This window comes from Polynucleobacter yangtzensis, from assembly GCF_001595965.1.
In the GTDB taxonomy this organism is placed as follows: Bacteria; Pseudomonadota; Gammaproteobacteria; order Burkholderiales; family Burkholderiaceae; genus Polynucleobacter; species Polynucleobacter yangtzensis.
Map to the genome: position 1 here is coordinate 1 of NZ_LOJI01000022.1, position 23,718 is coordinate 23,718.

Sequence of the window (23,718 nt, forward strand, 5' to 3'; positions counted from 1 at the left end):
GACTACGGTTATGTTCTTGAGAACGGTAAGATTGCTACTCATGGACCTGCTGCTAAGCTCAAGGATGATCCTGCTGTGAAAGCAGCTTACTTGGGTGGTGGCCACTAAGTAGTTATTCAAACTACCGGTAATAAAAAAGCCCTTAGCAATAAGGGCTTTTTCTTTTTAGCTAGCTAAGAGCTTTACCGCTTCTCGTATCAGCAGGGCGCGATACCCCATGTAAATAGCTACTACAGTAAATCCAAACAAAAAGAGCTTGGGTATCAATGCGCCTTCAGCAACCAATTCGCTATTGAGTAAGCCAATCGCTACGGCAAAAAAGAAGAGTGCCCCGAGTCCAAGGATGATCCAATTTTCATTACTACTGACTTGTTGGGTTTGGTTTTTATAGGCAAGAACCTGAAGGGACTCGCCTTTTTGGTATCCGGCTACTGTAATTTGATCGCCATCAGTAATCTGCATCGGCGCTGAAAACGTAGCTTGGATGGCCTTATCGCCTAAATTAAATTTAGAGATAAAAAAGCGCTTGTAGTAGACCGAGGAATGGTCGTGAGTGGGTTTTTCAGGGTTAACGTATTCGAGCAATTCATTATTGAGATTACTCACTGTGCCAGAAATCGAACTAATAGAGCTTGATAGCAAAGAGCTTGGTTTATTTATGGACATCAGCAGAACTCCCAAAAGACCGATTACTAGTATATATAGAAGGGATTGGAGGGGCTTTCTCATAAGGCGTTAATACCCTTGATAGTAAGACTGACTGCAACGCCAAAGGTGAGTATGGCAAAGATTTGTTGCAGCCTTGGCCCGCTTAATTTTTTACCTAGCGCTCTTCCAATCAGAAGGCCGCATAAAGCCCCTAAAGAAAAGGGCGCTGCAACTGATAGATCTAAATTACCTGAGACAGCAGAAAAGACTACGCCACCGCCAGAGATGATGGCAAGGACACCTAGCGAGGTAGCAACAATCGATTGCACTGGTAGGTCTGTATAGCGCTTCAACGCCGGGACAATGACAAAGCCACCACCAACACCCAATAGTCCCGATAAGAAGCCAGCCCAACCTCCGGCGAACATAAGAGATCTTGCGCAGGGAATATTCCAACTCAATTTACCGACTTCTGGATTCAGCAAGCATGGAGGTGGTTTGCTATTTTTCTTGGGGAGCTGAAGAATTTCTCTTCTGGCTTGAAGTAGTAAGCGGGTTGAGACTAAAAATAGCGTAGCACTAAAAAGAATTAGTAGCGGAGCGTTAGGAACTCTTTGCGCTAACCAAAGACCTAGTGGCGAGAGGAGAAGTCCAAATAACGCCATGAAGCCAGCTGCTTTATACCGCAAAATTTTATTTTTCAATCCTAGTAGTGCGCCCACACCTGCAGAGAGTGCAATGGCGGAAAGAGAAACTGGTGCCGCCTCGGCTACCGGAAGATGCAAGACAAAAACGAGTAAAGGCACAGACAGAATGCCGCCTCCTGCGCCAGTAAGGCCCATCAATAAACCTACGATAAGGCCTAGGGCGGGGCTGATGAAAATTGAGTAGTCCATTGCAATTAATTTTATATTAAGATAATATATAAATATATATATCAATTGTTCTTTTTGAGCGGTAATAACGATATCTTTAGGAAAGTGTGCCGTGAACCCAAAATCGAGTGCTGACGTTAAGGCGTTTTTTGATCCAGAAACCTGGACTTTTACGTATGTGGTGTATGCGGGCAAGAAAAGCCCCTGCGTAGTCATAGACTCCGTATTGAACTTCGATCCGAAGTCAGGCAGAACATCTACTCAGTCTGCTGACGAAGTCATTAGCTTTATTCAAGGCGAACAATTGCAGTTAACTTGGATACTTGAAACCCATGCTCATGCTGATCACTTAACCGCAGCACCTTATATTCAGGATAAATTGGGCGGTAAGATTGCCATTGGCGACCATATTACTAATGTGCAAAACGTATTTAAAGGTGTCTTTAACCTAGGCGAGCAATTTGCTATTGATGGATCCCAGTTTGATTACTTGTTAAAAGATGGTGAGTCTTTGCAATTTGGCGCTCTCTCCTTAAAGGCTCTTTATGTGCCTGGCCATACACCTGCTTGCATGGCTTATGAAATTGGGGATGCGCTATTTGTTGGGGACACACTCTTCATGCCAGATGTTGGTACGGCGCGTTGCGACTTTCCGGGTGGTAGCGCTCAGACTTTATATCGGTCTATTCAGAAAGTATTGGCTTACCCCGATGAGACAAAGTTATATATGTGTCATGACTATCCACCTACAGATCGTCCTGAAGCCTATTGCACAACGGTGGGTGAGGAGAAGAAATCCAACATCCACGTGCACGATGGAATAAGCGAGGCGGAATTTGTGCAAATGCGCAGTCAGCGCGATGCAACTCTAGATATGCCTACTCTGATATTGCCATCCATTCAGGTCAATATACGTGCAGGCCATTTTCCAGAGCCAGAATCTAATGGCAAATCCTATTTAAAAATTCCTTTAAACGCTCTTTAATATGACCATTACTAAATCCGAGCTTAAGAAAATGCAGGCATCAGCTGCTGACGCCTGTAAGCTAATGAAAGTCTTATCTAACAGCGACCGTATGATGCTCTTATGTGAGATTGGCCAAGGCGAAAAGTGTGTCAGCGAGTTAGAGGCCGCTTTGGATCTACATCAGCCTACGCTATCACAGCAATTAACAGTCCTTCGCAAAGAAAAGTTAGTAAAGACGCGCAGAGAGGGTAAGCAAATTTACTATTCTCTAGCTAGTGAAGTAGCTGTAGCAGTCATGAGTCTGCTCTATAAGCATTATTGCAAGAAGTAAGTTCTTTAGCTGTGCGGGTTGGTGCTACGCAGTTTTTGAAATGCATGTAACAAAAAAATAACAAAGAAGAGTAAGCCGGTCATCCAGTGGGTATCGACAGTTACGTCACGAATCTCCTCGGGGCCGTAATACAAGAGCGCACTAGTAACGAGAAGTACTGCCATAAAGCTTAATTGGCTAAAGCCACTCCAGCGCTTCCTGTTGGACTTATAGCCCGCCTTGATATGAAATGGCAGTGCCGAGCCAAGGGCTAGGGTTGCCAGCATAGCCGCAATACCATGGGCAGCCAGGATGCTGTGGGTGCCAAGAATGGTTCGTTGTATCTGAAATTGATGGCCGAGTAGATACATAAGGCCCGTGATGGAGCAAGCCATCATCCCAACAATCACAAACTTTCTTTGCCAGTTCGGCATTTTCCCAAGGCGGCTCATGCGGCAATTCTCAGGGCTTGCGCTGAAAAGCGCGTGAAACAGGGGTGATACTCATTATTGGATAAGGCTAGAACTTTGGTGAGAGCGTCTGCATAGACACACTCTTTAGCAAGAACTGAGAATGAGCCCAAAACCTCAGCGTGTACTTCAGAAAGATGCTGGGCTAGGGGATTAATGATGTGGCTTAACTGTTGATCTCTTTTTGCAAAGTAAAGACTGCTTGTTGCAATGGCGCCATCTTTTAAGGAGCCAATCTCAATCAACTTTTCGGGAAGCTTTGGATCACGAATCTGAATAGGTAGGGCGGTTTTGCCAAATACCCGTAAGTCACCACCTGCATTGACGGATCCCGATGTTATTCCCTCGGAGATTAAAACCCTTACTGCCATATCCACTGCAAACCCTTTGGCGATTCCACCAAGGTCTAGGCAGACTGGTCGATCTGATTTGATGAGATCAGGTGCCAAAAACTGAATATCTTCAATGCCGCCAAGCTCATGGTTTGTGAAGGTGATGTGTCGCGGCAATAAGCCTGCAGCAACGAGGCGATGGCCAATGCCACAATTGAATAAGCCATCTGAAGCCAAATACACTTCTTTGGCAATCTTAATCACTCGGGCTGTCCACGGATGAACTTCAACAGCTTCCTTATGGGCAAGTTGATTGATTAGACTGAGTTCACTCTCAGGGTTATGAAACCCCATGAGGTCATGGACTTTCTGAATTGCATTGAAGGCGTTTTCAATCGCTTCCAATCCATCTTCATTCTCTCGAATGGAGATTTCTACAAAAGTGCCCAGTTGGGGTTTGCAACGAATCATTTTGCTTTAATAGTTTGGGTTTGGAGGCTTGGCGAAGAAGTGTTCTTTAGAGCTAACTCATATAAAACAGCTACTCGCTTCACACCATCAGTGAGGTGCTTGCAAGAGAGGGTGGCACCTCCAATATTTTGAATGTCTTGATTGAGCTTAATAGGGTCATTCGCAGTCTTGCCAATAAATTGCTTACGCCATTGCGCCTCAGCCACTTCATAGCCATAAGACTCTACATACTCCAGTATTTCGATACCGGAGATGCTGCCATTAGGATTGATGGCAACTGCATAGGTAATCATCTCGTGCTTGCCAACCACTTCATCAATGACTAGCCAACTCCCGTCAGATGCTCTCCAGATGCGATCTCCTTGAAAAGGATGGCGAATGCTAGATGCCGCACGCATCTTGTCTTGCAGATCATCGGTAATGATGATGGGTGTCTTTGAGAGCGCTTTATTGGGAAGGAGAATCTTCTGCGCCTGCTCTACAGAAACGTAAATTTTTGCATGCGCAATGATGGGTGCGCTCATCATTGCCAGGCCAATAAGGGCCAATGGGTTCGGTTTCCAAATCATGAGTTCGTTTATACGGTGAGTAATTCATTTGCATCATTGCAAAGCGCTTGGATTTCTGGGTTGACGCCTTGAAGAGTGGATAGCTTTTCAAACATCATCAGCGCTCGTTGCTTGGCAGTTTGGCATTGTGTCGCTTGAAACCTGACTAAGTGGGTGAGCGCTGCTACTAGTAGATTCTGAATTTCCATAAACTCTTTCTTTTAATTGAGGGGGAAGCCAACTTTGACGATGAATTCATTTACTGAGTGGCTATCCCAAACGCGTGCGTTTGAACATTCCGCTTCACCGCCACCCATACAAGTGCCGCCTGCAATTTGATAGCGCCATGCACCCGTTATCCACCAATCTTTTGCTGCATAGTGCAGATTAGGGCCGACGAACGTTGCTCTTTGCACTTGATTGCGTAAATTCAACTCGGAATAGTCATTATGAAAACGTGCTTCTACTCCGGCGGACCATTTTGGGGCGAAGCGATAGCTGGCACCAACTAAGAAGTCCAGCATCGATTCAGGAACATTACCGTTTTCAATAAACTTCAGACGTTCATTGGCGACCACGACGTTGCCTGCCAAAATTAGGCGATCATCAATAAAATTTGATTGCAGTAAAAGTCTTGCTTCTAATTCGTCCTTATTTCTTCCCCAAGTAGGTTCAAGGTAGAGACCTACGCCGACAGGTGAAGTTACTGGATTGGTGATGCGATAGATTGCCTCAAGAGATCCACCCTCGATGCCACTTTTTTTATAGGCTGTAGCAGGGTCATGTGAAGAGGGTACGCCATAACCGCCAGTGCAGGTTGGGGAGTCGCCACAGGCCTCTGGATTGGTGTAATTTTGATTGGCGCTGGTGTAGTAAGAGTTGATATAGCCTGCTACTTGCAGATCATTAGTTAAGCCATACTCCAATTCTGTTCTTGCGGTCCATGCATCGTAGGTTCCCGATGCCTGTTGCTTATTCAGTTGCAGTCTCTGCTCAAACTCTAGCTTTCCTTTGGGCTGCAAATCTAAGGTGTAAATCCAGCCGAATGCGCCCTCACCAGCATGGGCAAAAGAAAAATGAAGAGTGGCAAGCAGAAAGATGCTGAAAGCGAGGAGTCTATTAATGGTCAATTTCATGGTGATTTGAGGTTGATGGTTAAAATTCTAAATGAGAATGGTTATCAATATAACACTAAATGAGAATGATTCTCAACTAAATAAATGACCATAGCCTCAAAAATGGTGGAATCTATAAGCTCATTCTTGTTTGCTTGTAAGATTTCTCTAGATGAACGCTGAGTCCCTAGAAAAACTGGTTTTGATGAAGATGCCTTTTGGTAGGTACGCAGGGCGTGCTTTGGCAGACTTGCCGGGGAATTATTTGGCTTGGTTTGCGCGCGAAGGTTTCCCTAAGAGCGAGTTGGGTCAATTGCTAGAGTTGATGTACACCTTGGATCACAATGGTTTGCGAGGATTGTTGGCACCAATCCAACGGGCGCATGGCCTGACGGCTAAATCTAAATTACTTTGAGCGAATAATGAGGGTGACGCGATTGCGTTCGTAGGTCACTGTTGCAGACTCTGGTGGACTGCTTTGCATCAAGGTTGCCTTGAGATGGGTTTGAGATTCAATTTGTAAGACGATCTGTTTCGCGAGACTCTCATTGCGATCGTATTGAACTTGGATGCTCTCCACCTTGCCGGCCTTGATGCTGTCAATGACTCCATTGAGCTTGCTTGAGGAATATGCATCAAAAAATACTGGATACCAGCCACCTATGAGTGGCCTCTGACCCTGTGTTTTCAATGGTTCTGACGTTATGGCATCTGGCTTAACAGTGTCATCAATTCCAGATAATTGAAAATCAATCCCCGTTTTTTGTACTAACTCTTTATAACTAATTGGGGGAGTCATATTGGCTTCGTTGGTATTTTCAATCCAATAAGCCCAAGCACTATTTTTGCTGGGGTCATAAACCAGTTTGAAGAGATGACTCGGAATTGTCACGCGACCCCTGCCAATGCTGCCGCTATTACCGGTGGAACCAGTAAATACATAAACATCACCGGTAGCTCTTTTAACGTAGGCTCGTGTAGGCTCTTCTACATTTTTTGCCCAGATGCCCTGATTGTTTTGTCTTGCCTGGGGCATCATGTTCGCCAGTGAGAATGATTGAGCCATTGAGCGTTCGTTGCTCATATCACCGGCAGGTGCGTTGTGACCGCGGTCATAGCCGCTACCACGGTAATCTGAGAGTAAGGCTCGTTCAGAGAAGAGTAATCTGGCCTCTTCGTAAAACTGATTACTTCTGCGCGGGTGCGGGGCAGAAAATTGTTCTTTGTTGAGTTTCTCAACCGTGTAGATAGGTTTCTTATCCTGCGGGGAGTAATAAATAGCAAAGCTGTCGAAGCAGAGGTCACGTCCAACTTGGGCGCTGACTGGTATTTGTTGGCGAGGAAATAGATCCTTGCAATCATCAAAGGCTGCAAAAGTATTTAGTGAGATAGAGAGAGCTGCAAGGGCTAGCAGGCTGCGCAGAAACTTCATGGGTTCTAAGTGTAGGACCTCTCCCAAAGGCGATGCCAACTTTTTATCTAGAGCTAGCTCCGTAGCTAATAAGAAAACTGGACATGGCTACCGATATTCTTTGTCTTAAGAGGCGCTTATCACTGTATCTGCCTTGGTTGATAGCTCATTGCAATAGGCCCTTGTCGCCTACTACCAGTAGAAATAGCGGGGCGTGAAAACACTAGATATATGGTTTTTGAGCTTCCATTTTTTAGGAAAATCGCAAAAAAGTCCGGTTTTATCTATTTTTTTATAGAGTGAAATTAGCGCTTCCTAACTTTTGTAAGTGATTGATTTTATTAACTTATATATGATTTTTGGGGTGTATGTTCGGGAACTCCCTGATTTCTAGATCAATAAGTTATGGTTTATTGCTTCTTTATTCTTGACTTGATATAAGAATCTTCTTAGGATGACCCATGTTTTTTAGATATTGCAATGCAGCATAAAACGGTAGTCCAGTTTTTTGAGGTCTTGCAAACAATGAATGAGTAAATGTTTATCTAACAATTTGAGCGATATGCAGAATCCGCAACCAAGCATGTTGGTTGCCAAAGAGCTGCTAGCGCATGCCATGGCTCCGGTCTATCGAGTCATTAATGGCTTACTCGTTGTTACTGTATTTATGGTGGTTGGTCTTTGGCTTTCGGGCAATGGCACTAACGCTGGTGCTTTCGACCTAGCCCGTATTCTGGTCCCAGACGAAGCCCGTCACATGGTTTGGAGCAATGGCTTTGAGATGCTCAACCAGAACAAGGACTCCAGCGAGATTGCTGCTGCTCCAGCTTCAGATACTGAAATCGCAGCAGTGATCTATAACAAATCCAAGTTGTCAGCCACTACCGGCCTAGCAAGTGCTAAGCAGCAGACAGTTGCTTTATTGATGCCTTCTGTAGCCCAAATGCAGGTGAAGTCGATCTCTCATTTGTCTGATCGCATTCCAACTTCCAAGATTGACCCCCAGGCCTTAGATAGCAACCTCATGGGTTCCCTGCAGAACCAACGGGCGGTGGCAGATTTCTTTGAAAAGAAATACAGCCTCGATCGCTCCAAGATTGAAGAGTATGTTTCTAACACCATCTTGATTGCCAAAGAAGTCAACATTGATCCAGTTCTTTTGTTGGCGGTAATTTCTGTGGAATCCAACTTCAATCCCAACACTAAGAGTCACGCTGGTGCCGAAGGCTTGATGCAGGTGATGACTTCAGTGCATAAAGATAAGTATGCAATTTTTGGGGGAACCTCTGAGGCAGTTAAGCCAGAGGTCAACATTCGTGTTGGCGCTTATATCCTGAAGTATCTGATTGCTACAGCGGGTTCATTACGCAATGGCTTGAAGTACTACGTAGGCGCTGCCAACGCTGAGGATGACGGTGGTTACGCTGACAAGGTTATGGCAGAAAGAAATCGCCTCATTAGCTTGTGCCAAAACCGCTCAACAAATCGCTTAACCTTGAATGGCAAAGACATCCGCTCTTAAGATTTCAGAATTACAAAATATAAAAAGCCACCCGAGGGTGGCTTTTGCTTTACTGCTCAGTAAGATCTCTTAGTTAACACCGTGTAATTCCACATCAAATACGAGAGTTGCATTTGGAGGGATAACGCCGCCAGCACCGCGTGGTCCGTAGCCCATCTCAGAAGGAATAATCAAAGTGCGTTTGCCACCAATTTTCATACCAGCAACGCCCTCATCCCAGCCCTTAATCACATGGCCAGCACCCAATGGAAAGCTAAACAGTTGACCGCGATCTAATGAGCTATCAAACTTTTGACCCTTGTGTTCAGCAGCTTTCTCGTCATATAGCCAGCCGGTGTAATGTACGTCCACATGATTACCTGCTGTAGCTTCTTTTCCTTCGCCAACAACAGTATCGATTTTTTTGAGTTCACTCATGATGTTTTCCTATTTCACGCAAATTGACTGGCTAGTATATTCTGAGCTTTATAAATTCTGATAGCACGCTAACTTTAGTTAAAACGTATGACAAATTATTGGGCAAATTCCGCATATAAAACTCTGGCAATCAGTCCCGATCGCCAGTTGCTGGTCACAGACGACTTTTTGCGCACATATATGGCAAGGCCTGAGCTAGCGCTAGTGCCAGAATCTTGCCATGCTGAGCGGGCCTTACATCAGCGTCTGACAGATAACCCTCGCGCTGAAGTGGTTGAAGCAGACATTGCTGCAATGGCCGATGAGGACATTCAGGAGAACTATCGCGTTTGGTTGCGTTATAGAGCGCGCCTATTGTCAGCTAGCTCTCTAGAGGCCTTTTATATGAGCCTCTTCAAAGGTGAGGGGGTGGATGTACCGCCTTTGTTCATATCTCTACTAGCCCAAATTTTTATCAGACATATTTTGGGTGATGAAGCGCATCCATTAGAGGTGCGCATGGGAGAGATCTTTTTCAGAAATCAGAAAATTACTGTCATTGAAGATGGCATCGTGATGGGCGCTGATGAAGAGGTGGTCGCTCGTAATGCTCAAGCTGGCGATACGGGCAACATTATGGATTTGCTAAAGGGCAAGTCGATGACCATGAGGTCGGCTGATCTAGATGTGCTCCATGAAGACAATGCGGATGAGTATTGGTCGCGTAATGAAGATTTCGATTTGGCAGTGCAACTCAATTTTGGGCATGAACCTATTAATCGTTTTTGCCGTGTTTTAGAAAAATGGGCCAAGCATTTTTTAGGTGCCAGTGTTCGCATAACGCCTATGCAGCAAATTAGCGATCCTAAATGGTCATGGCATGTGGGCTTGGATGCGGCTGCAACTGAAATTCTGAATAAGCTCTACAACAAAGAGTTGGTTGAGGCGGATGAGCTGCAAAAAGTCATTTGCTTATTCCGGCTGGACTTTATTGACGAGGCTGCTGTAGCCAAGGTTCAAGCAGGCAAACCGGTCTATATGGCTATTGCCATGAATGATCAGCAGCAGCTCAAGTTAAAACCTCAAAACTTGCTATTTAACTTGCCGTTGGCAAAAGCTTCTTAAGCTGGAGCCTGTGAATTTTTACGCTGTTGAGCAAGCCAGTAAAGCGCAAGACCAGTGATCGCTACGGGAATCAGTGATCCCCAATTCAGAATGCTCCACCCATGAGAGGTGACGAGGGCGCCTGAACCAAAAGAGGTGAAAGCCATGGTGCCAAAGACAAAGAAGTTAATGGCTGCTTGAGCTTTGTCTCGTTCGTTAGGTTGATAGGCGGTCATTGCCAAAGAAGTGGCGCCAGTAAATAAAAAGTTCCAGCCGACGCCCAGTAAAAACAATGCAATAAAGAATTGATGCAGGTCAGTGCCGGTAAGCGCAATGGCGATACAGATGAAGTTCAGTAGCACTCCGACACCCATAATTTTTAATGTCCCAAATCTCTGAATAAGGGAGCCCGTAAAAAATCCAGGCGCAAACATACCAATCGCATGCCACTCTAGAACTAAGGCGGTCTCCGAGAATGGCAGCCCGCAGATCTGCATCGCTAAAGGCGTGGCCGCCATTAATAGATTCATCACCCCGTAACCTAAAGCTGCACCAATGATGGCAACCACAAATACAGGCTGACGAAGAATCACACTTAATGGGCGCCCATCAGATAGTGAGTGTTGAGTCTTTGACTCTTGGGGGAAGTGAATGAACTGCATCACAAAGATGCCAATGAAGCCTGCGATGGAGAGGGTCAGGTAGGCGCCCAGAAAAGCAGTATCGAAGAGGTCTCGTGTCCATGAGGCAAGGTTAGGTCCGATAACAGCGCCAAGGATGCCACCGGCAAGCACCCAAGAAACGGCTTTGTTACGCTGCTTTAGGTCTGTCAGTTCTGCTGCAGCAAAGCGATAAAGCTGACCATTGGCGCTGTAGTAGCCGGCAATAAAGGTACCCATGACCAAAAGCCAAAAGTTTTTACTCACAGCAGCATAGGCGCATAAAAGTGCGGACAGCATTGCCACCAGCAGGCCCAGCTGAAAGGAAATCTTACGCCCAAAGTAGTTCTGAGATTTGGCTACGATGGAGGTGGAAAAGGCGCCCCCAACTACATAACCCATAACCGGCAGAGTAGCCATCCAGCTTACTGGGGCGAGACTAAGACCTACTAGCCCATTAATGGCAATAAAAGTGACGTTATTGGTTAGAAATAGCCCCTGACAAATGATCAGCAGTACCAGGTTTCTGTTGAGTAAGGGATGTTTGCTGGTCATGGCTTGCAGTTTACGGTGAATTTGCCTTAACAGTTGGCTTGGTGGATTCCCTTAAATTGGCCTTTATCAAGCATTTTCAGGGTCAAAACCACCATTTTTGCCAAGTCCAATGATTTAAAATGGAAGACTCGCTTCATTGGCAATAAGTGCGCTAAAAGCGACTTGCAAAATGGGGATTTGAGGGCGACAGGGTAAAAACCTGACTCTGTAATTTTTTCAAAATTGAGGAAACATTCATGGCTTCAGAGAAATCAAAGATTATTTATACGCTGACAGACGAGGCGCCACTTTTGGCGACTTGCGCATTTCTGCCAATTATTCGTACTTTTACGGCACCTGCTGGCGTAGAGATTGTGACGAGTGACATTTCTGTTGCTGCTCGTATCTTGGCTGAGTTTTCTGATTGCCTGACTCCTGAGCAACAAGTTCCTGATAACTTGGCCGCGCTCGGCAAAATGACTTTATTGCCTGACACGAACATCATTAAGTTGCCAAACATTAGTGCTTCAGTTCCTCAGTTGCTCGCAGCTATTAAAGAGTTGCAAGCAAAAGGCTACAAGATCCCTAATTTTCCTGAAGATCCAAAAACGGATGAAGAAAAATCTATCCGTACTCGCTATTCCAAATGTTTAGGTAGCTCAGTTAACCCAGTATTGCGCGAAGGTAACTCAGACCGCCGTGCGCCACCCGCAGTAAAACGCTACGCACGTAAAAACCCACATTCTATGGGTGAGTGGAGCCAAGCTTCCCGTACGCACGTCTCTCATATGCATGGCGGCGACTTCTACTCTAGCGAGAAGTCAATGACCATGACTAAAGCTTGCGATGTGAAGATGGACTTGGTGACCAAGAGCGGTAAGACAATCGTCCTCAAGCCAAAGGTCTCATTATTAGCTGGCGAAATCATCGACAGCATGTATATGAGCAAAAAAGCACTCTGCGAGTTCTACGAGAAAGAAATCGAAGACGCTTACAAGACCGGCATGATGTTGTCCTTGCACGTTAAGGCCACGATGATGAAGGTTTCACACCCGATCGTATTCGGTCACGCTGTGAAGATTTTCTACAAAGACGCCTTTACTAAACACGCGAAGTTGTTTGAAGAGTTGGGCGTAAATGCCAATAACGGTATGAGCAGCTTGTACGAAAAGATTAAAACTTTGCCAGAATCTAAGCGCGAAGAAATTATTCAAGACTTACACGCTTGCCACGAACATCGCCCAGCATTGGCGATGGTTGATTCTGCTAAAGGCATTACCAACTTGCATTCCCCAAGCGATGTGATCGTGGATGCTTCTATGCCTGCCATGATTCGTGTTGGCGGCAAGATGTGGGGCGCGGATGGTCGTTTGCATGACACCAAAGCAGTTATCCCAGAAAGTACCTTTGCCCGCATCTATCAAGAAATGATTAATTTCTGTAAGACACACGGTAACTTTGATCCAACTACCATGGGTACTGTTCCAAACGTGGGCTTGATGGCTCAACAAGCCGAAGAGTACGGTTCACATGACAAGACCTTTGAAATTCCAGAGGCTGGTGTAGCTCGTATCGTTGCTGATGATGGCACTGTATTACTCGAGCAAAATGTAGAAGAGGGTGATATCTGGCGTATGTGTCAGGTTAAAGATGCCCCAATTCGTGACTGGGTCAAGTTGGCTGTTAATCGTGCACGTCTTTCTAATACTCCAGCAGTATTCTGGCTTGATGAGTACCGCCCACATGAAGCTGAGTTGATCAAGAAGGTAAATACTTACCTTAAAGATTACGATCTCACAGGCGTTGATATTCAGATCATGTCCCAGACTCGTGCAATGCGTTACACCTTAGAGCGTGTGATTCGTGGCAAGGACACTATTTCTGTGACAGGTAATATTTTGCGTGACTACCTCACGGACTTGTTCCCGATTATGGAATTGGGTACCAGCGCAAAGATGTTGTCTATCGTCCCTTTGATGGCCGGTGGCGGCTTGTTTGAAACTGGTGCGGGTGGTTCTGCTCCAAAGCACGTTCAACAGTTGGTAGAAGAAAATCATTTGCGTTGGGATTCACTTGGTGAGTTCTTGGCTCTAGCGGTATCTCTTGAAGATATCGGCGATAAGACAGGTAACAAGAAAGTGAAAATCTTAGCGCGTACATTAGATGAAGCCACTGGCAAATTGTTGGACAACAACAAGTCACCTTCACCACGTACTGGTGAGTTGGATAACCGTGGCAGTCAGTTCTACTTGGCAATGTACTGGGCTGAGGCTTTGGCCGCTCAAACTGAAGACAAAGAATTGCAAGCTTTCTTTGCGCCTCTGGCTAAATCATTGATTGAGAACGAGCAAAAGATTGCAGATGAGCTCAAGGCTGTTCAAGGCAAGCCAGTAGATATCGGTGGTTACTTTGTGGCGGATTCCGAGAAGTGCAAGGCTGTAATGCGCCCAAGCCCAACTTTCAATGCAGCCCTCAAGGCAGCAAGAGGTTAATAGGTAGAAGCGCTCAGTATCTATTTTTTCTCATTAGTTTTAATATTTAAAGGCAAACCTTCGGGTTTGCCTTTTTTATTTATAAATCCCCCATTTACTATTGTTGAGCGATGCCAAGACCAAAAGACCTGGTTGAATTGGGTTATCTGAGCGAAGCAGTCTCGGATATGTCTTTTCTTGGCTTAATGCGTTTGCTAGAGTCAGCTCGCGCTTTTAATCAGACAAATGGTATTTCTGGGATTCTCTTATATGACAACCAGCAGTTTGGTCAAATTATTGAAGGTGAGCGCGCAAGCGTGATGAAGGCCTGGAATCGCATTCAGGAAGACAAGCGTCATCATCGGATTGAGCTTTTAGAAATTCGTGAAATTTCAGAGCGCAGTTACCCGGATTGGTTACTCCGCTTCTATGGTGGTGAAACGCTCACTCGAGACTATCCAGCTCTTGCTGAGATGGTCGGCGGCATGGATAAACACAGCCTTGCCTTAATGAATAAAATGCGCACCAGCCAGACTTAAGCAAGAAAAACCTATCGGTAGCAAAATAGGAGCATTACATTCCCAAGGGGTGCGTTATGCGTTTTATCGATAAGACTATTCTTGCGAGTGACATTACTCCACAGGCTGTTTTTGAAAACCGCAGAAATCTCATTAAGACAGCAGCCGCAGGCGGATTTGGCATGGCCTTGGCTCCTTGGTTTTCAAGGCAGGCACTTGCAGCAACCCCAGATAAGTTAGCGGCAACACTGAACCCAGCGTTTGCTGAGAAAGAAGGTCTCACGCCATATAAGTTTGTCACTGGCTATAACAACTTTTATGAATTTGGTACGGACAAAGAAGATCCTGCAGCCCATGCTGGAAGTTTGCAAACTCGTCCTTGGACAGTATCAATTGAAGGCTTGGTAAAAAAGCCAATGACGCTCGATATTGATGCGCTGCTCAAGTTGGCGCCAATCGAAGAGCGTATTTATCGGATGCGCTGTGTCGAGGGTTGGTCTATGGTCATTCCTTGGGATGGTTATTCACTCTCTAAGTTGATCAATAAAGTGGAGCCCCTAGGATCTGCAAAGTATGTGGAGTTTGTTTCTTTGGCTGATCGCAAGCAAATGCCGGGAGTTAAAAGCAACATTATTGAATGGCCTTACCGTGAAGGCTTGCGTATGGATGAGGCTATGAATCCCCTCACGCTTCTCACCTTGGGTTTATATGGTGAGGTTCTGCCAAAGCAAAACGGTGCTCCAGTCCGCATTGTGGTGCCCTGGAAGTACGGCTTTAAAAGCGCCAAGTCAATTGTCAAGATTCGTTTTACTGAAGAAATGCCCAAGACCAGCTGGAGTCAGTTTGACGCTAGAGAATACGGCTTCTATTCCAACGTCAATCCTCAAGTAGATCACCCACGCTGGAGCCAGGCAATGGAGCGTCGTATTGGCGATCCTAAGGGAATGTTTGCACCCAAGATTAAAACCCAAATGTTTAATGGCTATGGCGATCAGGTAGCCAGCATGTATACCGGTATGGATCTGAAGAAGTACTATTAGTAATGAACAAAATATATTCAGCATTATTTGGCGCTTGTATTTTCTTAACTAGCTTCTCTGCTTATAGTCAGACGTCTGATGTAGCGGTAAAGACAATTCCCTCTCTGGATGTCCCGCGTTATTTGGGTACTTGGTATGAGATTGCTAAATACCCTAATTGGTTTCAGAAGAAATGCGCCAGCAATACCAAAGCGGTTTATTCCGCTAGGGGCGACGGCACTATTAAAGTCTTGAATAGCTGCAAAACTGCTGAAGGTGATATGTCTGAGGCAGAAGGTACCGCTCGCCAAATAGGGTCAAAAGACTCACCTAAGTTGGAGGTGCGCTTTGCACCTGCTTGGTTGGCTTTTATACCTTTGGTGTGGGGTGATTATTGGGTAATTGATCTAGATCCTCAATATCAAGTGGCAGTAGTGAGTGATCCACGCCGTGAATACCTCTGGATTCTGTCGAGAACACCGCAATTGGATAAAAAAATCTATGACGAAACGCTGCAGCGCATACGGGATCAGCAGTTTGATGTGCGTAAGCTGGAGCTAACAGTCCAAGCAGCTCCTTTAAAAAATTAAAGTATGACAGCGCATTTATTGCCACCTGGTATTGAAGTTTTTGAAAGAGGGTGGCTCTCCGCGAATAATATTTTCCACTATGGCAAGGATGATGTCTCCTTGGTAGACTCAGGTTATTGCGCTCACCAAAAAATGACCTTGGATTTAGTGAGTGGTGCCATTAAAAAACATGGCTTAAGTACATTAAATAAGTTGGTGAATACGCATCTTCACTCTGATCATTGCGGTGGAAATGCTGCTTTAGCAGAGGCATTTCATTGTGAGGTCTATATTCCAGTGGCTGAAGACATGGCAGTCAAAAATTGGGATAGCGCTTTATTAAGTTATGACAACTTAGGGCAAGAATGCCCACAGTTTTCTCATCATCATGTTTTGGTTCCTGACGAGGAAATTGTGTTGGGAAGATATCTTTGGAAGATATTGGCTGCGCCAGGTCATGACCCCCATTCCATCATGCTCTATCAAGCTGATCATCGGATATTGATTTCAGCTGACGCTCTATGGGAAGAGGGCTTCGGGGTGATTTTCCCTGAGCTCTGGGGGGAGTCTGGATTTGAGGAAGTGGCGCAAACTTTAGACCTCATTGAGGCCCTACCGATTGATTTGGTAATTCCAGGTCATGGCGCGCCATTTTCCGATGTTGCTAAGTCTCTTGCTACAGCACGATCAAGATTAGATTATTTAGCATCTGACCCAGATCGTAATGCCCGTCACGGCGCTAAAGTCTTACTGAAATATCGTCTATTAGAGTGGCGTAGTCGTGAGATGCAGCAAGTGAATGATTGGATTGCTAATACGCCAGCGCTGATCAGCGCTGCAAAACTACTCAATATGAGTATGGATGAATTTACCCAATGGCTACCCAGGTCTTTGGTTAAATCGGGCGCGGCAAAATTAGAAGGTGAAACTTTGGTTGATCTTGCTTGATTGGTTTATTTAAAAAGTAAAAGAGACTTTTCCGTACACTGTCCAGTTGTAGAGCTGGTAGGTTTGAACCACTTGCTTTGCGCCGCCAATAGCAAGTAAAAGATTTTTATTGATTCGTTGAGTGACCATGGCATCAATTGGCACAAACCAACCGCCACCCGCTGCGTTATAGACGGCGCCGTTTTCATCCCAAAAGCGAATTTGAGTGCTAGGCCCTAAGTTCACGCCAACCGTTGGATATAGTTCAAGACGGCTTGCTAAAGGCGGCGGGGAAAAGCCTGACGGCGCCTTTGCATTAAATCCGATCATGTAGCGCGCTAATGGCGAGATATCTGCCAGAAGACTTTTGCTGCTGCCAGCAGGTGTGAACGAAGTGCTTACTTGAGGGCCAGCTAGCCATTGACCTACATCACTGAGCGGCGCCACTACTCGTGCCCCTACATTGCCAAACCAGCCTGCCTTGCCGCCCCATATCGTGACCATTGCATTGTTTGCAGAATACGTGCCAGTGGATTGCGCCGGCAATAGAGGGCCATAAGCAGCTGTATAAGCAGTGTCAAGTCTGAGCGTGCCATGCCAATCGCCGATATTTAAAGGGTTGTAGTAACGTAACTTCAGTGTGTCGGCATAGTTTTGCGAGCCGTCGTATTCATGGTAGCCCCAGAATTCTAGGATACGGTTTTCAGATCTATCCTGAGACGCATTAACAAGACCCAGAATGGGCGTAGAAGGTTGCTCAGCTGCACACGCTAAAGCAGTAGAAATACATAGCAACAAAAAAGTCAGTGTGCGCAGAAATATCATATGGGTTTGCTTAAGGTCTAAGGCTTCCAGCGATAAAATTTGGGGAAGACGCGCATCACCACTGGGCCATTAAAGTCCCAGGATTTACAGGTACCCAAGTAGAGTGGCGGCTTTTCTCCAGAGGGATCGAAAAATGCTCCCGGAATAGATTGATAGGCTGCGGTGGCAAGACTAGTGAGCAGTTCGCGTAAATGAGTGCAGCCCTTAATGCCACCAAGATGTGTATCTATTGTCTTGCGCCAACCTTTACCTATCTGAGCTCCAATGAGTGAGTCCATTGGTGGAATGACAGCAGTGCACTCTGCGTGTGGATGACCATCCATGACTGCTTCAATATCTTGAATCACAAATTCTTTATTAAGTGTGACGCGTACCCACATGTCATGAAACGCCTCGCCAGGCTGCCAGACTTTTGCACTGGTTTGAAAGGGATTGGTTTTGAAATCCTTAAGATGCCCTTCAATATCCCACAGCCCATCCTCTCGTGCATACCCCTGAAATGTGATTTCTCGGGTGTGTAATAAGGAGCGAGGTTTTGGGGTGGATAACATGGGCAATTGTCTTATGTAGTGGCGTGAATTCCTAATGATAATGAATTGACGGGCTCAAAGTAATCTTGCGCTGTAGTATTCTTTGCAGCATATGGCAAAACCTATTTCTCTCGAAAAGATTCTCTTTAGCCAAGGCTTTGGTACTCGTCGCTACTGCAGTGATTTGGTGTATGCCGAGCTGGTGAAGGTAAATGGCGTATTGGCTGAAGACCCAGAAGAAAGAATTGCTACCGAGAACCTGATTCTCAATGTAGAAGGTAAGGATTGGGAGTATCACGAGAAGGCATATTTAGCATTTAATAAGCCAGCTAATTATGAGTGCTCACATAAAACGACTCATCATCCTAGTGTCTATAGTTTATTACCTAGCCCCTTTGTTGAAAGAGGTTTGCAATGCGTAGGGCGCCTTGACTATGACACTACTGGCCTCCTCTTAATCTCCGATGATGGTCAATTTATCCACAAGATGACTACTCCGAAGAAAAATATTGGTAAGGTATATCAAATCACTACGCCAGAGCCCATTACCCAGAAACAAATCGATCACTTGTTAAATGGTGTTGTATTAGATGATGATCCAAAGCCCTGCTTTGCGACTGCGTGCAAGCAAATCTCAGAACATATTTTGGCAATGACGATTGTTGAAGGGCGCTATCACCAGGTGAAGCGTATGATGGCTGCGGTCGGCAATCACGTTGCCCAATTGCATCGCACTGAAATTGGTACCTATCAAATGCCTGCCGATCTGGCAGAGGGTGAATGGCGTTGGCTATACCCACAAGATTTAAAGCAGCTTTCACAAAGTGTTGCTAGTTAAAGGAGTCTGCTTTGATCGTTGACGGCTTAAATATAGAAAACGAAATTCCTCTTTGGACTCTAGAGGGTAAGGGCAAGACAATTCAGCGTGAGTTTGTCTTTAAAAACTTTAAGCAAGCGTTTGAATTCATGACTCTGTGCGCCGAGTACGCAGAAGAAATTGATCATCATCCCGATTGGTCAAATTCTTGGAATAAGGTATCGGTATCTCTATCAACTCATTCGGCTGGCGCACTGACCAAGTTAGATATTCAGTTGGCAAAAGCAATGGATGCTTTTGCCTCCCAAGTGAGTCCTAATTAATTAGTGCTCGTCGCCTTCATGCTCTTCCTCATTCATGCTCATGAGGATGGTTGCGAGTAAGCCATAGACCACTTCGGTGGAGATCATGCCATCTTCATCAAGCTCATCAATTAAGTCGTTTAGGCGATCCTCAGTGGGCTCGTTGAGCAAGGTCATTGCGCACTCGCACCCATAGTCAAAGTCTTCATCGTTCTGGGTTTGGTTTTCTTCGGTCATATTTATCCTTAATTGAACGCTCAGGATAGCAAATTACAGCCTAAATCGATAGGTCTAAATAGTTTGTCATTATTCCGTCCGTTATTGTTTCGTCTTAATGGCAAAAAGCATCTATCAGTTCTTCGCTTAGCTTGGTTTAAAGTGCTATTTATGAAGTTATTAAAACCAGCCATTTTCATTTTCTGCTTGGTGCCGCTGGCCCGCCTGGTTTGGCTTGGTATTTATGGCGATCTAGGCGCCAATCCTATTGAATTCATTACCCGCTCAACGGGAACTTGGGCGCTTGTCTTTCTGTGTATTACTCTAGCCATGACGCCTTTGCGCCTCATAACGGGCTGGGCTGTTTGGATTAAGCTGCGTCGGATGTTGGGATTATTTTGTTTCTTTTATGCCTGTATCCATTTTTCTATCTGGTTTTGGTTAGATCAAAATCTAGACATTCAATCAATGTGGAGTGATGTTGTTAAGCGCCCATTTATTACGATGGGCTTTCTGACGTTGGTGCTCCTTACTCCCTTAGCTATTACATCTAACCAGTGGTCGGTACGTCAGCTAGGAGGGCGCTGGTCTGTATTACACAAGCTGGTCTACATCATTGCATGTACTGCAATAGCCCACTATTGGTGGCATAAGGCTGGTAAAAATGATTTGGATACTGTCTCAATCTACGGAGCAGTCATTTTGGCATTGCTTGCTTGTCGCTTGCCAATCGTAAAGAGCTTTCTGCAAAGGCTCAGAAATTAAGCGATCTGAGAACTTAAAACTCAGTCGTATAACGAATAGCAAGGCGCCGCGTTTCTACAAAACCATTTTTGATTTCTGTATCACGTCCATATTGCAGGCTAATTCTGCCAAAGGGGTAGTAAGCTAATGCGCTGAGCAAAAACCTCTGAGTGTTAACAACATTATTTTGATAGGTATTGCCAATAGTCGTTGCGCCACCAGCTACATAGAAATAGGAGGCACCCAGTGTATAAGTTTGATTGAACTTGTAAATTGGGCCCAACTGAGTGGTGGTTAAAGGTTTCTGATTTAAGGAGGTGTTGCTTGCAGATAAACAGGCTGCAGCACATTGGCTATTGCCTCCAAACCACATGGTATCGACGGCAACCATCCCGTCTAAATTCCCAATAATAGGCTGCTGATAGCCCATCTGAATATCTGACCTATAGCGGTTTTCACCAAGATTAAAAGCTTGTTGACTGTTGTAGCTGCCGGTCGGCGCTGTTAGATATCCAGCAACGCCAAAGTATCTTCTTTTCTCTCTATCGGCATACGGCCAAATAGCTGTTGCAAATGTAAGGTCGCCAATGCCAGTGCTAGCGGGAGATGATGCCATTGATCCAGCTGGCTTAATGGTGCCGTAAGGTAGTTGTAGATAAGAGATGGCGGGTAAATTGGTAATGGAGTAGCTAGTACTTAGCCGAGCAATCGCTGATTGAATGCCAATATCAGGACTACCAAATGGTCTACTTGAAACGGCTGAGCCATTTCGGTAGTAAGTGCCACTCTCTGAATTAACGTAGCTGATCATTGCATGATTTTTGCCTGGTAGTGGGGCAACAATGTCATTTGGCTGCAAATCAATAGCCAAGCAGATTGATGGAAGCATCAATAGGATGGTTGCGATGATGCGGTATAAATTCATCGGAGTATTGTAATTAATATAAAAACAAGATGCATGTAGTTACCATACAATGGGCTGTATGAATATATACGCCCTTCGGCTAGTGCCTTGCATGATATTGATGAGTATTGTGGCCTGTACTCAAGCGCCTCCTTTGCCACCTGGCTCCACAACGAACTCACCATATACCCCGCAGCAGATTAAAGAGTTTAATAGTCAGACACTTTCTCCGGTGGAGGGGCCTTTTGGCCCAGTGGATCCAAGAGCAGAAGATCTTCGCCTATCTAAAGAGCGTGCATTAGATTCAAAATTCTATAACCAGCCTAAGGGTGAACAGGAAGCTGAGGCATTAGAAATGCAATCGGCTGACCCCTATCAAACGACCAAGCCCGTTTTAACTTTCTAGGCAAGTACAAGCTCTGGGATTGACTCCAACTGAAGTAATGCTTGCGCTTCTTCTGGTGTAGCATTAAGCCATGCATTAAAAAGCTCGGGACGTAACGGAACCACACTACGTTTTTCATCCTCAGGCTTGTGCATGCGCTTCATTACTGGATGATTGCTAGCTTCAATCGTGAGCATGAAAAATGAGACGATGAGCTCTCCGGTTTCTGGCTCGGTCCAGGTATCCCAGATTGAGGCAATCGCCATTGGCTCGTTATTTGCTTGTTTAACGGCTGTGCGTACTGCTGCACCAGATTCATAGCAAGGCTCATAAAAAGCATCTGCTAAAGCTAATGCGTAATGCCGTTTTATCCATGCATTTTTATAAGATGGTTTCTCAGAAACAGTTTCAGCCCTGGCGTTGTATGTCTTTCTTCCAAAGGTTTCCTCTTTGGCCCAGGATGGCAATAAGCCAAAGCGAGCTAAGCCAGTTGCAGTGCGTCCAGTGTTGTGACTTTTGAGGACGATGGCTCCTGGATAAGTTGGAAATACATCATGCGCTGGAGACGCCGGTAAATCCAGATCAAAGTGGGTTTTAACCCAATCTGTATTGACCGTAGTGAGGTATTGAACACACATGCAACTATTTTACTGTGGCTTATTGAGATTGAGCTCATGCCAGCTGGTAGTATTGAGGCTAAATTTTAGAAAGATCTCCCCCTTATGAACCCTTTTTCCTCTGCATTTAATCCAATAGTAGTGCGCTTAATTGCTGCCGGTATCTTAGCCAGTGCTTTTGTTAGCAGCTCATTTGCGCAGCAAAGCGGTTTGCCAATTAATGTTGCAGCCTCTGTTAATGGCGCCCTAATTACTAATGATATGGTTGAGCAAGGAATCAGGGCCGCTATATCTCAGGGTCAAAAAGAATCACCTCAGTTACGTGGCGCTGTAATTGAGAAGTTTGTTGAGGTGTTGTTACTTTCTCAACAAGCTGAAAAAGATGGTTTAGCCAATTCAGAAAAGGCCAATACCCAGCTAGCGATGATTCGCCAAAATTATTTAGCTGATCTTGAGCTATCTACTTATATGGCTCAAAACCCAATCACCGATGCGGATGTTCAGGCTGAATACAACCGTGAAATTGCATCTTTAGGCCCCCAAGGGATGATTGTGGAATATAAAGTCAGTGACATCGCTGTGGCGACTGAAGCTGATGCACAAGCTGCTTTGGCGCGTATCAAAAAGGGCGAGTCATTTGATAAGGTTGCCAAGAGCGTTTCCTTGGCCCCAAATAAAGTTCAAGGTGGAGCAATAGGTTGGATCCAGCCTGGTCAGGTTGCCCCTCAGCTGGCATCTGTGCTTATCACGCTCTCTAAAGGGCAAGTATCCCCTGTACCAATCCAGATGCAGCAAGGTTGGTACTTGATCAAATTGGAAGATAAAAAGTCGAGCAAGCCGCCTTCATTTGAACAAGCAAAGCCAGCTATTCGTGCTGGTATGACGCAAAGAAAGCAGTTTGAGTTTTTAAGTCAACTCGCAAAAGATGCAAAGATTATTGTTCAGTAATAAGAATTTACGCTGAAGAAAAAAGGACCCTGCTGAACCGACCCCCAAAAGCTGGACGGTTCAGCAGGGCCCTTTTTATTTGCGCTCCAAGGTAATGAAGCTAAAGGTGATATCACCTTCGGATCCAGGAGTTCGATCTACCTCTTTCCAGTCGGATACATTAGGCACCTCAAAGAAGGTGTCTCCACCTTCAATATCTAAATCAATTTCAGTGATGTAAAGACGATCGGCCTTATCAAATGCTTGGGTAAAGAGTTGTTCGCCGCCAATAACAAAGACCCGGGGAAATTCGCTCAGACTCTTCAAGGCTTCATCCAGAGATCCAACTAATTCACCACCGGTTATTGGGTAGTTTGCATTGCGGCTCACCACGATATTGCGACGGCCGGGAAGCGGGCGACCAATGGATTCCCAGGTCTTACGACCCATGATGACAGGGTGGCCCATCGTGACACGTTTGAAGAATTGCAAATCAGCAGAGATCTTCCAGGGCATTTGATTGTCGCGTCCAATCACGTGATTACGTGAGCGCGCAACAATCATGGAGATGGCAGGTTGAGTCAT

The 23,718-nt window shown here is 45.4% G+C and carries 32 protein-coding genes; 16 read left to right on the plus strand and 16 right to left on the minus strand.

Features of this window, described 5'->3' with window-relative positions:
* On the plus strand, positions 1–108 hold a 108-nt coding region (locus tag JaK3_RS10605; RefSeq protein ID WP_477742859.1), incomplete at its 5' end, for an ABC transporter ATP-binding protein C-terminal domain-containing protein.
* Positions 109–165: 57 nt separating this feature from the next.
* Here JaK3_RS10605 and JaK3_RS05775 read toward each other — a convergent pair.
* Together JaK3_RS05775 and JaK3_RS05780 are read right to left on the minus strand one after the other, a co-directional pair.
* On the minus strand, positions 166–666 hold the full coding sequence (locus tag JaK3_RS05775; RefSeq protein WP_068321966.1) for a hypothetical protein: 501 nt from the start codon (positions 664–666) through the stop codon (positions 166–168).
* Positions 667–725: 59 nt separating this feature from the next.
* Positions 726–1,544: a sulfite exporter TauE/SafE family protein gene (locus JaK3_RS05780; RefSeq protein ID WP_068321969.1), complete on the minus strand. Its 819-nt coding sequence runs from the start codon at positions 1,542–1,544 to the stop codon at positions 726–728.
* A gap of 91 nt (positions 1,545–1,635) precedes the next feature.
* Here JaK3_RS05780 and JaK3_RS05785 point away from each other — a divergent pair, with 91 nt between their 5' ends.
* Complete coding sequence (locus JaK3_RS05785) at positions 1,636–2,508, plus strand: MBL fold metallo-hydrolase (RefSeq protein WP_068321972.1); 873 nt, start codon at positions 1,636–1,638, stop codon at positions 2,506–2,508.
* 1 nt (position 2,509) lies between these two features.
* Positions 2,510–2,821: an ArsR/SmtB family transcription factor gene (locus JaK3_RS05790; protein WP_068321975.1), complete on the plus strand. Its 312-nt coding sequence runs from the start codon at positions 2,510–2,512 to the stop codon at positions 2,819–2,821.
* Between the two features lie 5 nt (positions 2,822–2,826).
* On the opposite strand, the gene JaK3_RS05795 is transcribed toward JaK3_RS05790, so the two are convergent.
* From JaK3_RS05795 to JaK3_RS05815, 5 genes are read right to left on the minus strand one after another with little or no spacing between them, the layout of a single operon-like run.
* Positions 2,827–3,252 carry a spermidine synthase family protein gene (locus JaK3_RS05795; RefSeq protein WP_068321978.1) on the minus strand — a complete coding sequence of 142 codons (426 nt, stop codon included), beginning with the start codon at positions 3,250–3,252 and terminating at the stop codon, positions 2,827–2,829.
* Positions 3,249–4,073, minus strand: a complete 825-nt coding sequence (locus JaK3_RS05800) for an FAD:protein FMN transferase (protein ID WP_068321981.1) — start codon at positions 4,071–4,073, stop codon at positions 3,249–3,251. Before JaK3_RS05800 ends, JaK3_RS05795 begins: the two co-directional genes overlap by 4 nt.
* Positions 4,070–4,642, minus strand: a complete 573-nt coding sequence (locus JaK3_RS05805; RefSeq protein WP_068321984.1) for an FMN-binding protein — start codon at positions 4,640–4,642, stop codon at positions 4,070–4,072. The genes JaK3_RS05800 and JaK3_RS05805 overlap by 4 nt, the downstream gene beginning before the upstream one ends.
* Positions 4,643–4,650: 8 nt before the next feature.
* Positions 4,651–4,830 (minus strand): hypothetical protein, encoded by a 180-nt coding sequence (locus JaK3_RS05810; protein WP_068321987.1) that lies wholly within the window; start codon positions 4,828–4,830, stop codon positions 4,651–4,653.
* A 12-nt stretch (positions 4,831–4,842) separates the two neighbouring features.
* On the minus strand, positions 4,843–5,757 hold the full coding sequence (locus JaK3_RS05815; RefSeq protein ID WP_068321989.1) for a DUF6662 family protein: 915 nt from the start codon (positions 5,755–5,757) through the stop codon (positions 4,843–4,845).
* Between the two features lie 151 nt (positions 5,758–5,908).
* On the opposite strand from JaK3_RS05815, the gene JaK3_RS05820 reads away from it, so the two are divergent.
* Positions 5,909–6,151 (plus strand): DUF3820 family protein, encoded by a 243-nt coding sequence (locus JaK3_RS05820; RefSeq protein ID WP_068321992.1) that lies wholly within the window; start codon positions 5,909–5,911, stop codon positions 6,149–6,151.
* On the opposite strand, the gene JaK3_RS05825 is transcribed toward JaK3_RS05820, so the two are convergent.
* Positions 6,143–7,168 carry a DNA/RNA non-specific endonuclease gene (locus JaK3_RS05825; protein WP_068321995.1) on the minus strand — a complete coding sequence of 342 codons (1,026 nt, stop codon included), beginning with the start codon at positions 7,166–7,168 and terminating at the stop codon, positions 6,143–6,145. The two genes, JaK3_RS05820 and JaK3_RS05825, sit on opposite strands and share 9 nt — an antisense overlap.
* 541 nt (positions 7,169–7,709) lie before the next feature.
* On the opposite strand from JaK3_RS05825, the gene JaK3_RS05830 reads away from it, so the two are divergent.
* Positions 7,710–8,669, plus strand: coding sequence for a transglycosylase SLT domain-containing protein (locus JaK3_RS05830; protein WP_240480898.1), 960 nt, complete (start codon positions 7,710–7,712; stop codon positions 8,667–8,669).
* A gap of 69 nt (positions 8,670–8,738) precedes the next feature.
* Here JaK3_RS05830 and JaK3_RS05835 read toward each other — a convergent pair whose 3' ends face one another.
* The gene (locus JaK3_RS05835) at positions 8,739–9,086 is read right to left on the minus strand and encodes an FKBP-type peptidyl-prolyl cis-trans isomerase (protein ID WP_068322009.1); all 348 of its coding nucleotides are present in this window, start codon (positions 9,084–9,086) and stop codon (positions 8,739–8,741) included.
* Between the two features lie 87 nt (positions 9,087–9,173).
* Between JaK3_RS05835 and JaK3_RS05840 the strand changes: the two genes are divergently transcribed.
* A complete protein-coding gene (locus JaK3_RS05840) occupies positions 9,174–10,190 on the plus strand; it encodes a DUF6352 family protein (RefSeq protein WP_068322017.1) in 1,017 nt (338 codons plus the stop codon).
* Here JaK3_RS05840 and JaK3_RS05845 read toward each other — a convergent pair.
* Positions 10,187–11,383 carry an MFS transporter gene (locus JaK3_RS05845; RefSeq protein ID WP_068322020.1) on the minus strand — a complete coding sequence of 399 codons (1,197 nt, stop codon included), beginning with the start codon at positions 11,381–11,383 and terminating at the stop codon, positions 10,187–10,189. The two genes, JaK3_RS05840 and JaK3_RS05845, sit on opposite strands and share 4 nt — an antisense overlap.
* Positions 11,384–11,619: 236 nt before the next feature.
* Here JaK3_RS05845 and JaK3_RS05850 point away from each other — a divergent pair, with 236 nt between their 5' ends.
* From JaK3_RS05850 to JaK3_RS05870, 5 genes are all read left to right on the plus strand, one after another.
* Positions 11,620–13,854 carry an NADP-dependent isocitrate dehydrogenase gene (locus JaK3_RS05850; protein WP_068322021.1) on the plus strand — a complete coding sequence of 745 codons (2,235 nt, stop codon included), beginning with the start codon at positions 11,620–11,622 and terminating at the stop codon, positions 13,852–13,854.
* Positions 13,855–13,964: 110 nt separating this feature from the next.
* Positions 13,965–14,372 (plus strand): BLUF domain-containing protein, encoded by a 408-nt coding sequence (locus tag JaK3_RS05855; RefSeq protein WP_068322023.1) that lies wholly within the window; start codon positions 13,965–13,967, stop codon positions 14,370–14,372.
* Between the two features lie 56 nt (positions 14,373–14,428).
* Entirely contained in the window at positions 14,429–15,391 is a 963-nt protein-coding gene (gene msrP, locus JaK3_RS05860; protein ID WP_068322024.1) for a protein-methionine-sulfoxide reductase catalytic subunit MsrP, read from the plus strand.
* Positions 15,392–15,393: 2 nt separating this feature from the next.
* Positions 15,394–15,960 (plus strand): lipocalin family protein, encoded by a 567-nt coding sequence (locus JaK3_RS05865; protein WP_068322025.1) that lies wholly within the window; start codon positions 15,394–15,396, stop codon positions 15,958–15,960.
* A 3-nt stretch (positions 15,961–15,963) separates the two neighbouring features.
* Positions 15,964–16,887, plus strand: a complete 924-nt coding sequence (locus JaK3_RS05870) for an MBL fold metallo-hydrolase (RefSeq protein WP_068322026.1) — start codon at positions 15,964–15,966, stop codon at positions 16,885–16,887.
* 9 nt (positions 16,888–16,896) lie between these two features.
* Here JaK3_RS05870 and JaK3_RS05875 read toward each other — a convergent pair whose 3' ends face one another.
* Both JaK3_RS05875 and JaK3_RS05880 read right to left on the minus strand, forming a co-directional pair.
* The gene (locus JaK3_RS05875; RefSeq protein ID WP_240480899.1) at positions 16,897–17,691 is read right to left on the minus strand and encodes a hypothetical protein; all 795 of its coding nucleotides are present in this window, start codon (positions 17,689–17,691) and stop codon (positions 16,897–16,899) included.
* A gap of 17 nt (positions 17,692–17,708) precedes the next feature.
* Positions 17,709–18,242 carry a DUF2889 domain-containing protein gene (locus JaK3_RS05880; protein WP_068322036.1) on the minus strand — a complete coding sequence of 178 codons (534 nt, stop codon included), beginning with the start codon at positions 18,240–18,242 and terminating at the stop codon, positions 17,709–17,711.
* Positions 18,243–18,333: 91 nt separating this feature from the next.
* Between JaK3_RS05880 and JaK3_RS05885 the strand changes: the two genes are divergently transcribed.
* Positions 18,334–19,059, plus strand: coding sequence for a pseudouridine synthase (locus JaK3_RS05885; protein WP_068322038.1), 726 nt, complete (start codon positions 18,334–18,336; stop codon positions 19,057–19,059).
* Positions 19,060–19,070: 11 nt separating this feature from the next.
* Positions 19,071–19,361, plus strand: a complete 291-nt coding sequence (locus tag JaK3_RS05890; protein WP_068322040.1) for a 4a-hydroxytetrahydrobiopterin dehydratase — start codon at positions 19,071–19,073, stop codon at positions 19,359–19,361.
* Here the strand turns inward: JaK3_RS05890 and JaK3_RS05895 are convergent, their stop codons facing one another.
* Positions 19,362–19,577: a hypothetical protein gene (locus JaK3_RS05895; protein WP_068322043.1), complete on the minus strand. Its 216-nt coding sequence runs from the start codon at positions 19,575–19,577 to the stop codon at positions 19,362–19,364.
* Positions 19,578–19,727: 150 nt separating this feature from the next.
* On the opposite strand from JaK3_RS05895, the gene JaK3_RS05900 reads away from it, so the two are divergent.
* Positions 19,728–20,321: a protein-methionine-sulfoxide reductase heme-binding subunit MsrQ gene (locus tag JaK3_RS05900; RefSeq protein ID WP_068322537.1), complete on the plus strand. Its 594-nt coding sequence runs from the start codon at positions 19,728–19,730 to the stop codon at positions 20,319–20,321.
* 13 nt (positions 20,322–20,334) lie between these two features.
* Here the strand turns inward: JaK3_RS05900 and JaK3_RS05905 are convergent, their stop codons facing one another.
* Complete coding sequence (locus JaK3_RS05905; RefSeq protein ID WP_068322047.1) at positions 20,335–21,225, minus strand: transporter; 891 nt, start codon at positions 21,223–21,225, stop codon at positions 20,335–20,337.
* A 58-nt stretch (positions 21,226–21,283) separates the two neighbouring features.
* Here JaK3_RS05905 and JaK3_RS05910 point away from each other — a divergent pair, with 58 nt between their 5' ends.
* Positions 21,284–21,610, plus strand: a complete 327-nt coding sequence (locus JaK3_RS05910; RefSeq protein WP_240480900.1) for a hypothetical protein — start codon at positions 21,284–21,286, stop codon at positions 21,608–21,610.
* Here the strand turns inward: JaK3_RS05910 and JaK3_RS05915 are convergent.
* A complete protein-coding gene (locus JaK3_RS05915) occupies positions 21,607–22,227 on the minus strand; it encodes an SOS response-associated peptidase (protein ID WP_068322052.1) in 621 nt (206 codons plus the stop codon). The two genes, JaK3_RS05910 and JaK3_RS05915, sit on opposite strands and share 4 nt — an antisense overlap.
* Before the next feature lie 84 nt (positions 22,228–22,311).
* Between JaK3_RS05915 and JaK3_RS05920 the strand changes: the two genes are divergently transcribed.
* Positions 22,312–23,154, plus strand: coding sequence for a peptidylprolyl isomerase (locus tag JaK3_RS05920; RefSeq protein ID WP_068322054.1), 843 nt, complete (start codon positions 22,312–22,314; stop codon positions 23,152–23,154).
* Between the two features lie 75 nt (positions 23,155–23,229).
* Here JaK3_RS05920 and JaK3_RS05925 read toward each other — a convergent pair whose 3' ends face one another.
* Positions 23,230–23,718 (minus strand): dihydrofolate reductase, encoded by a 489-nt coding sequence (locus tag JaK3_RS05925; RefSeq protein ID WP_068322056.1) that lies wholly within the window; start codon positions 23,716–23,718, stop codon positions 23,230–23,232.

Bases quoted from the DNA above. Each gene is read 5' to 3' on its own strand.
- JaK3_RS05775 (WP_068321966.1), bottom strand. From the start codon at position 666: ATGTCCATAAATAAACCAAGCTCTTTGCTATCAAGCTCTATTAGTTCG.
- JaK3_RS05780 (WP_068321969.1), bottom strand. From the start codon at position 1,544: ATGGACTACTCAATTTTCATCAGCCCCGCCCTAGGCCTTATCGTAGGT.
- JaK3_RS05790 (WP_068321975.1), top strand. From the start codon at position 2,510: ATGACCATTACTAAATCCGAGCTTAAGAAAATGCAGGCATCAGCTGCT.
- JaK3_RS05795 (WP_068321978.1), bottom strand. From the start codon at position 3,252: ATGAGCCGCCTTGGGAAAATGCCGAACTGGCAAAGAAAGTTTGTGATT.
- JaK3_RS05800 (WP_068321981.1), bottom strand. From the start codon at position 4,073: ATGATTCGTTGCAAACCCCAACTGGGCACTTTTGTAGAAATCTCCATT.
- JaK3_RS05805 (WP_068321984.1), bottom strand. From the start codon at position 4,642: ATGATTTGGAAACCGAACCCATTGGCCCTTATTGGCCTGGCAATGATG.
- JaK3_RS05810 (WP_068321987.1), bottom strand. From the start codon at position 4,830: ATGGAAATTCAGAATCTACTAGTAGCAGCGCTCACCCACTTAGTCAGG.
- JaK3_RS05815 (WP_068321989.1), bottom strand. From the start codon at position 5,757: ATGAAATTGACCATTAATAGACTCCTCGCTTTCAGCATCTTTCTGCTT.
- JaK3_RS05820 (WP_068321992.1), top strand. From the start codon at position 5,909: ATGAACGCTGAGTCCCTAGAAAAACTGGTTTTGATGAAGATGCCTTTT.
- JaK3_RS05825 (WP_068321995.1), bottom strand. From the start codon at position 7,168: ATGAAGTTTCTGCGCAGCCTGCTAGCCCTTGCAGCTCTCTCTATCTCA.
- JaK3_RS05830 (WP_240480898.1), top strand. From the start codon at position 7,710: ATGCAGAATCCGCAACCAAGCATGTTGGTTGCCAAAGAGCTGCTAGCG.
- JaK3_RS05835 (WP_068322009.1), bottom strand. From the start codon at position 9,086: ATGAGTGAACTCAAAAAAATCGATACTGTTGTTGGCGAAGGAAAAGAA.
- JaK3_RS05840 (WP_068322017.1), top strand. From the start codon at position 9,174: ATGACAAATTATTGGGCAAATTCCGCATATAAAACTCTGGCAATCAGT.
- JaK3_RS05845 (WP_068322020.1), bottom strand. From the start codon at position 11,383: ATGACCAGCAAACATCCCTTACTCAACAGAAACCTGGTACTGCTGATC.
- JaK3_RS05850 (WP_068322021.1), top strand. From the start codon at position 11,620: ATGGCTTCAGAGAAATCAAAGATTATTTATACGCTGACAGACGAGGCG.
- JaK3_RS05855 (WP_068322023.1), top strand. From the start codon at position 13,965: ATGCCAAGACCAAAAGACCTGGTTGAATTGGGTTATCTGAGCGAAGCA.
- msrP (WP_068322024.1), top strand. From the start codon at position 14,429: ATGCGTTTTATCGATAAGACTATTCTTGCGAGTGACATTACTCCACAG.
- JaK3_RS05865 (WP_068322025.1), top strand. From the start codon at position 15,394: ATGAACAAAATATATTCAGCATTATTTGGCGCTTGTATTTTCTTAACT.
- JaK3_RS05870 (WP_068322026.1), top strand. From the start codon at position 15,964: ATGACAGCGCATTTATTGCCACCTGGTATTGAAGTTTTTGAAAGAGGG.
- JaK3_RS05875 (WP_240480899.1), bottom strand. From the start codon at position 17,691: ATGATATTTCTGCGCACACTGACTTTTTTGTTGCTATGTATTTCTACT.
- JaK3_RS05880 (WP_068322036.1), bottom strand. From the start codon at position 18,242: ATGTTATCCACCCCAAAACCTCGCTCCTTATTACACACCCGAGAAATC.
- JaK3_RS05885 (WP_068322038.1), top strand. From the start codon at position 18,334: ATGGCAAAACCTATTTCTCTCGAAAAGATTCTCTTTAGCCAAGGCTTT.
- JaK3_RS05895 (WP_068322043.1), bottom strand. From the start codon at position 19,577: ATGACCGAAGAAAACCAAACCCAGAACGATGAAGACTTTGACTATGGG.
- JaK3_RS05900 (WP_068322537.1), top strand. From the start codon at position 19,728: ATGAAGTTATTAAAACCAGCCATTTTCATTTTCTGCTTGGTGCCGCTG.
- JaK3_RS05905 (WP_068322047.1), bottom strand. From the start codon at position 21,225: ATGAATTTATACCGCATCATCGCAACCATCCTATTGATGCTTCCATCA.
- JaK3_RS05910 (WP_240480900.1), top strand. From the start codon at position 21,284: ATGAATATATACGCCCTTCGGCTAGTGCCTTGCATGATATTGATGAGT.
- JaK3_RS05915 (WP_068322052.1), bottom strand. From the start codon at position 22,227: ATGTGTGTTCAATACCTCACTACGGTCAATACAGATTGGGTTAAAACC.
- JaK3_RS05920 (WP_068322054.1), top strand. From the start codon at position 22,312: ATGAACCCTTTTTCCTCTGCATTTAATCCAATAGTAGTGCGCTTAATT.
- JaK3_RS05925 (WP_068322056.1), bottom strand. From the start codon at position 23,718: ATGACTCAACCTGCCATCTCCATGATTGTTGCGCGCTCACGTAATCAC.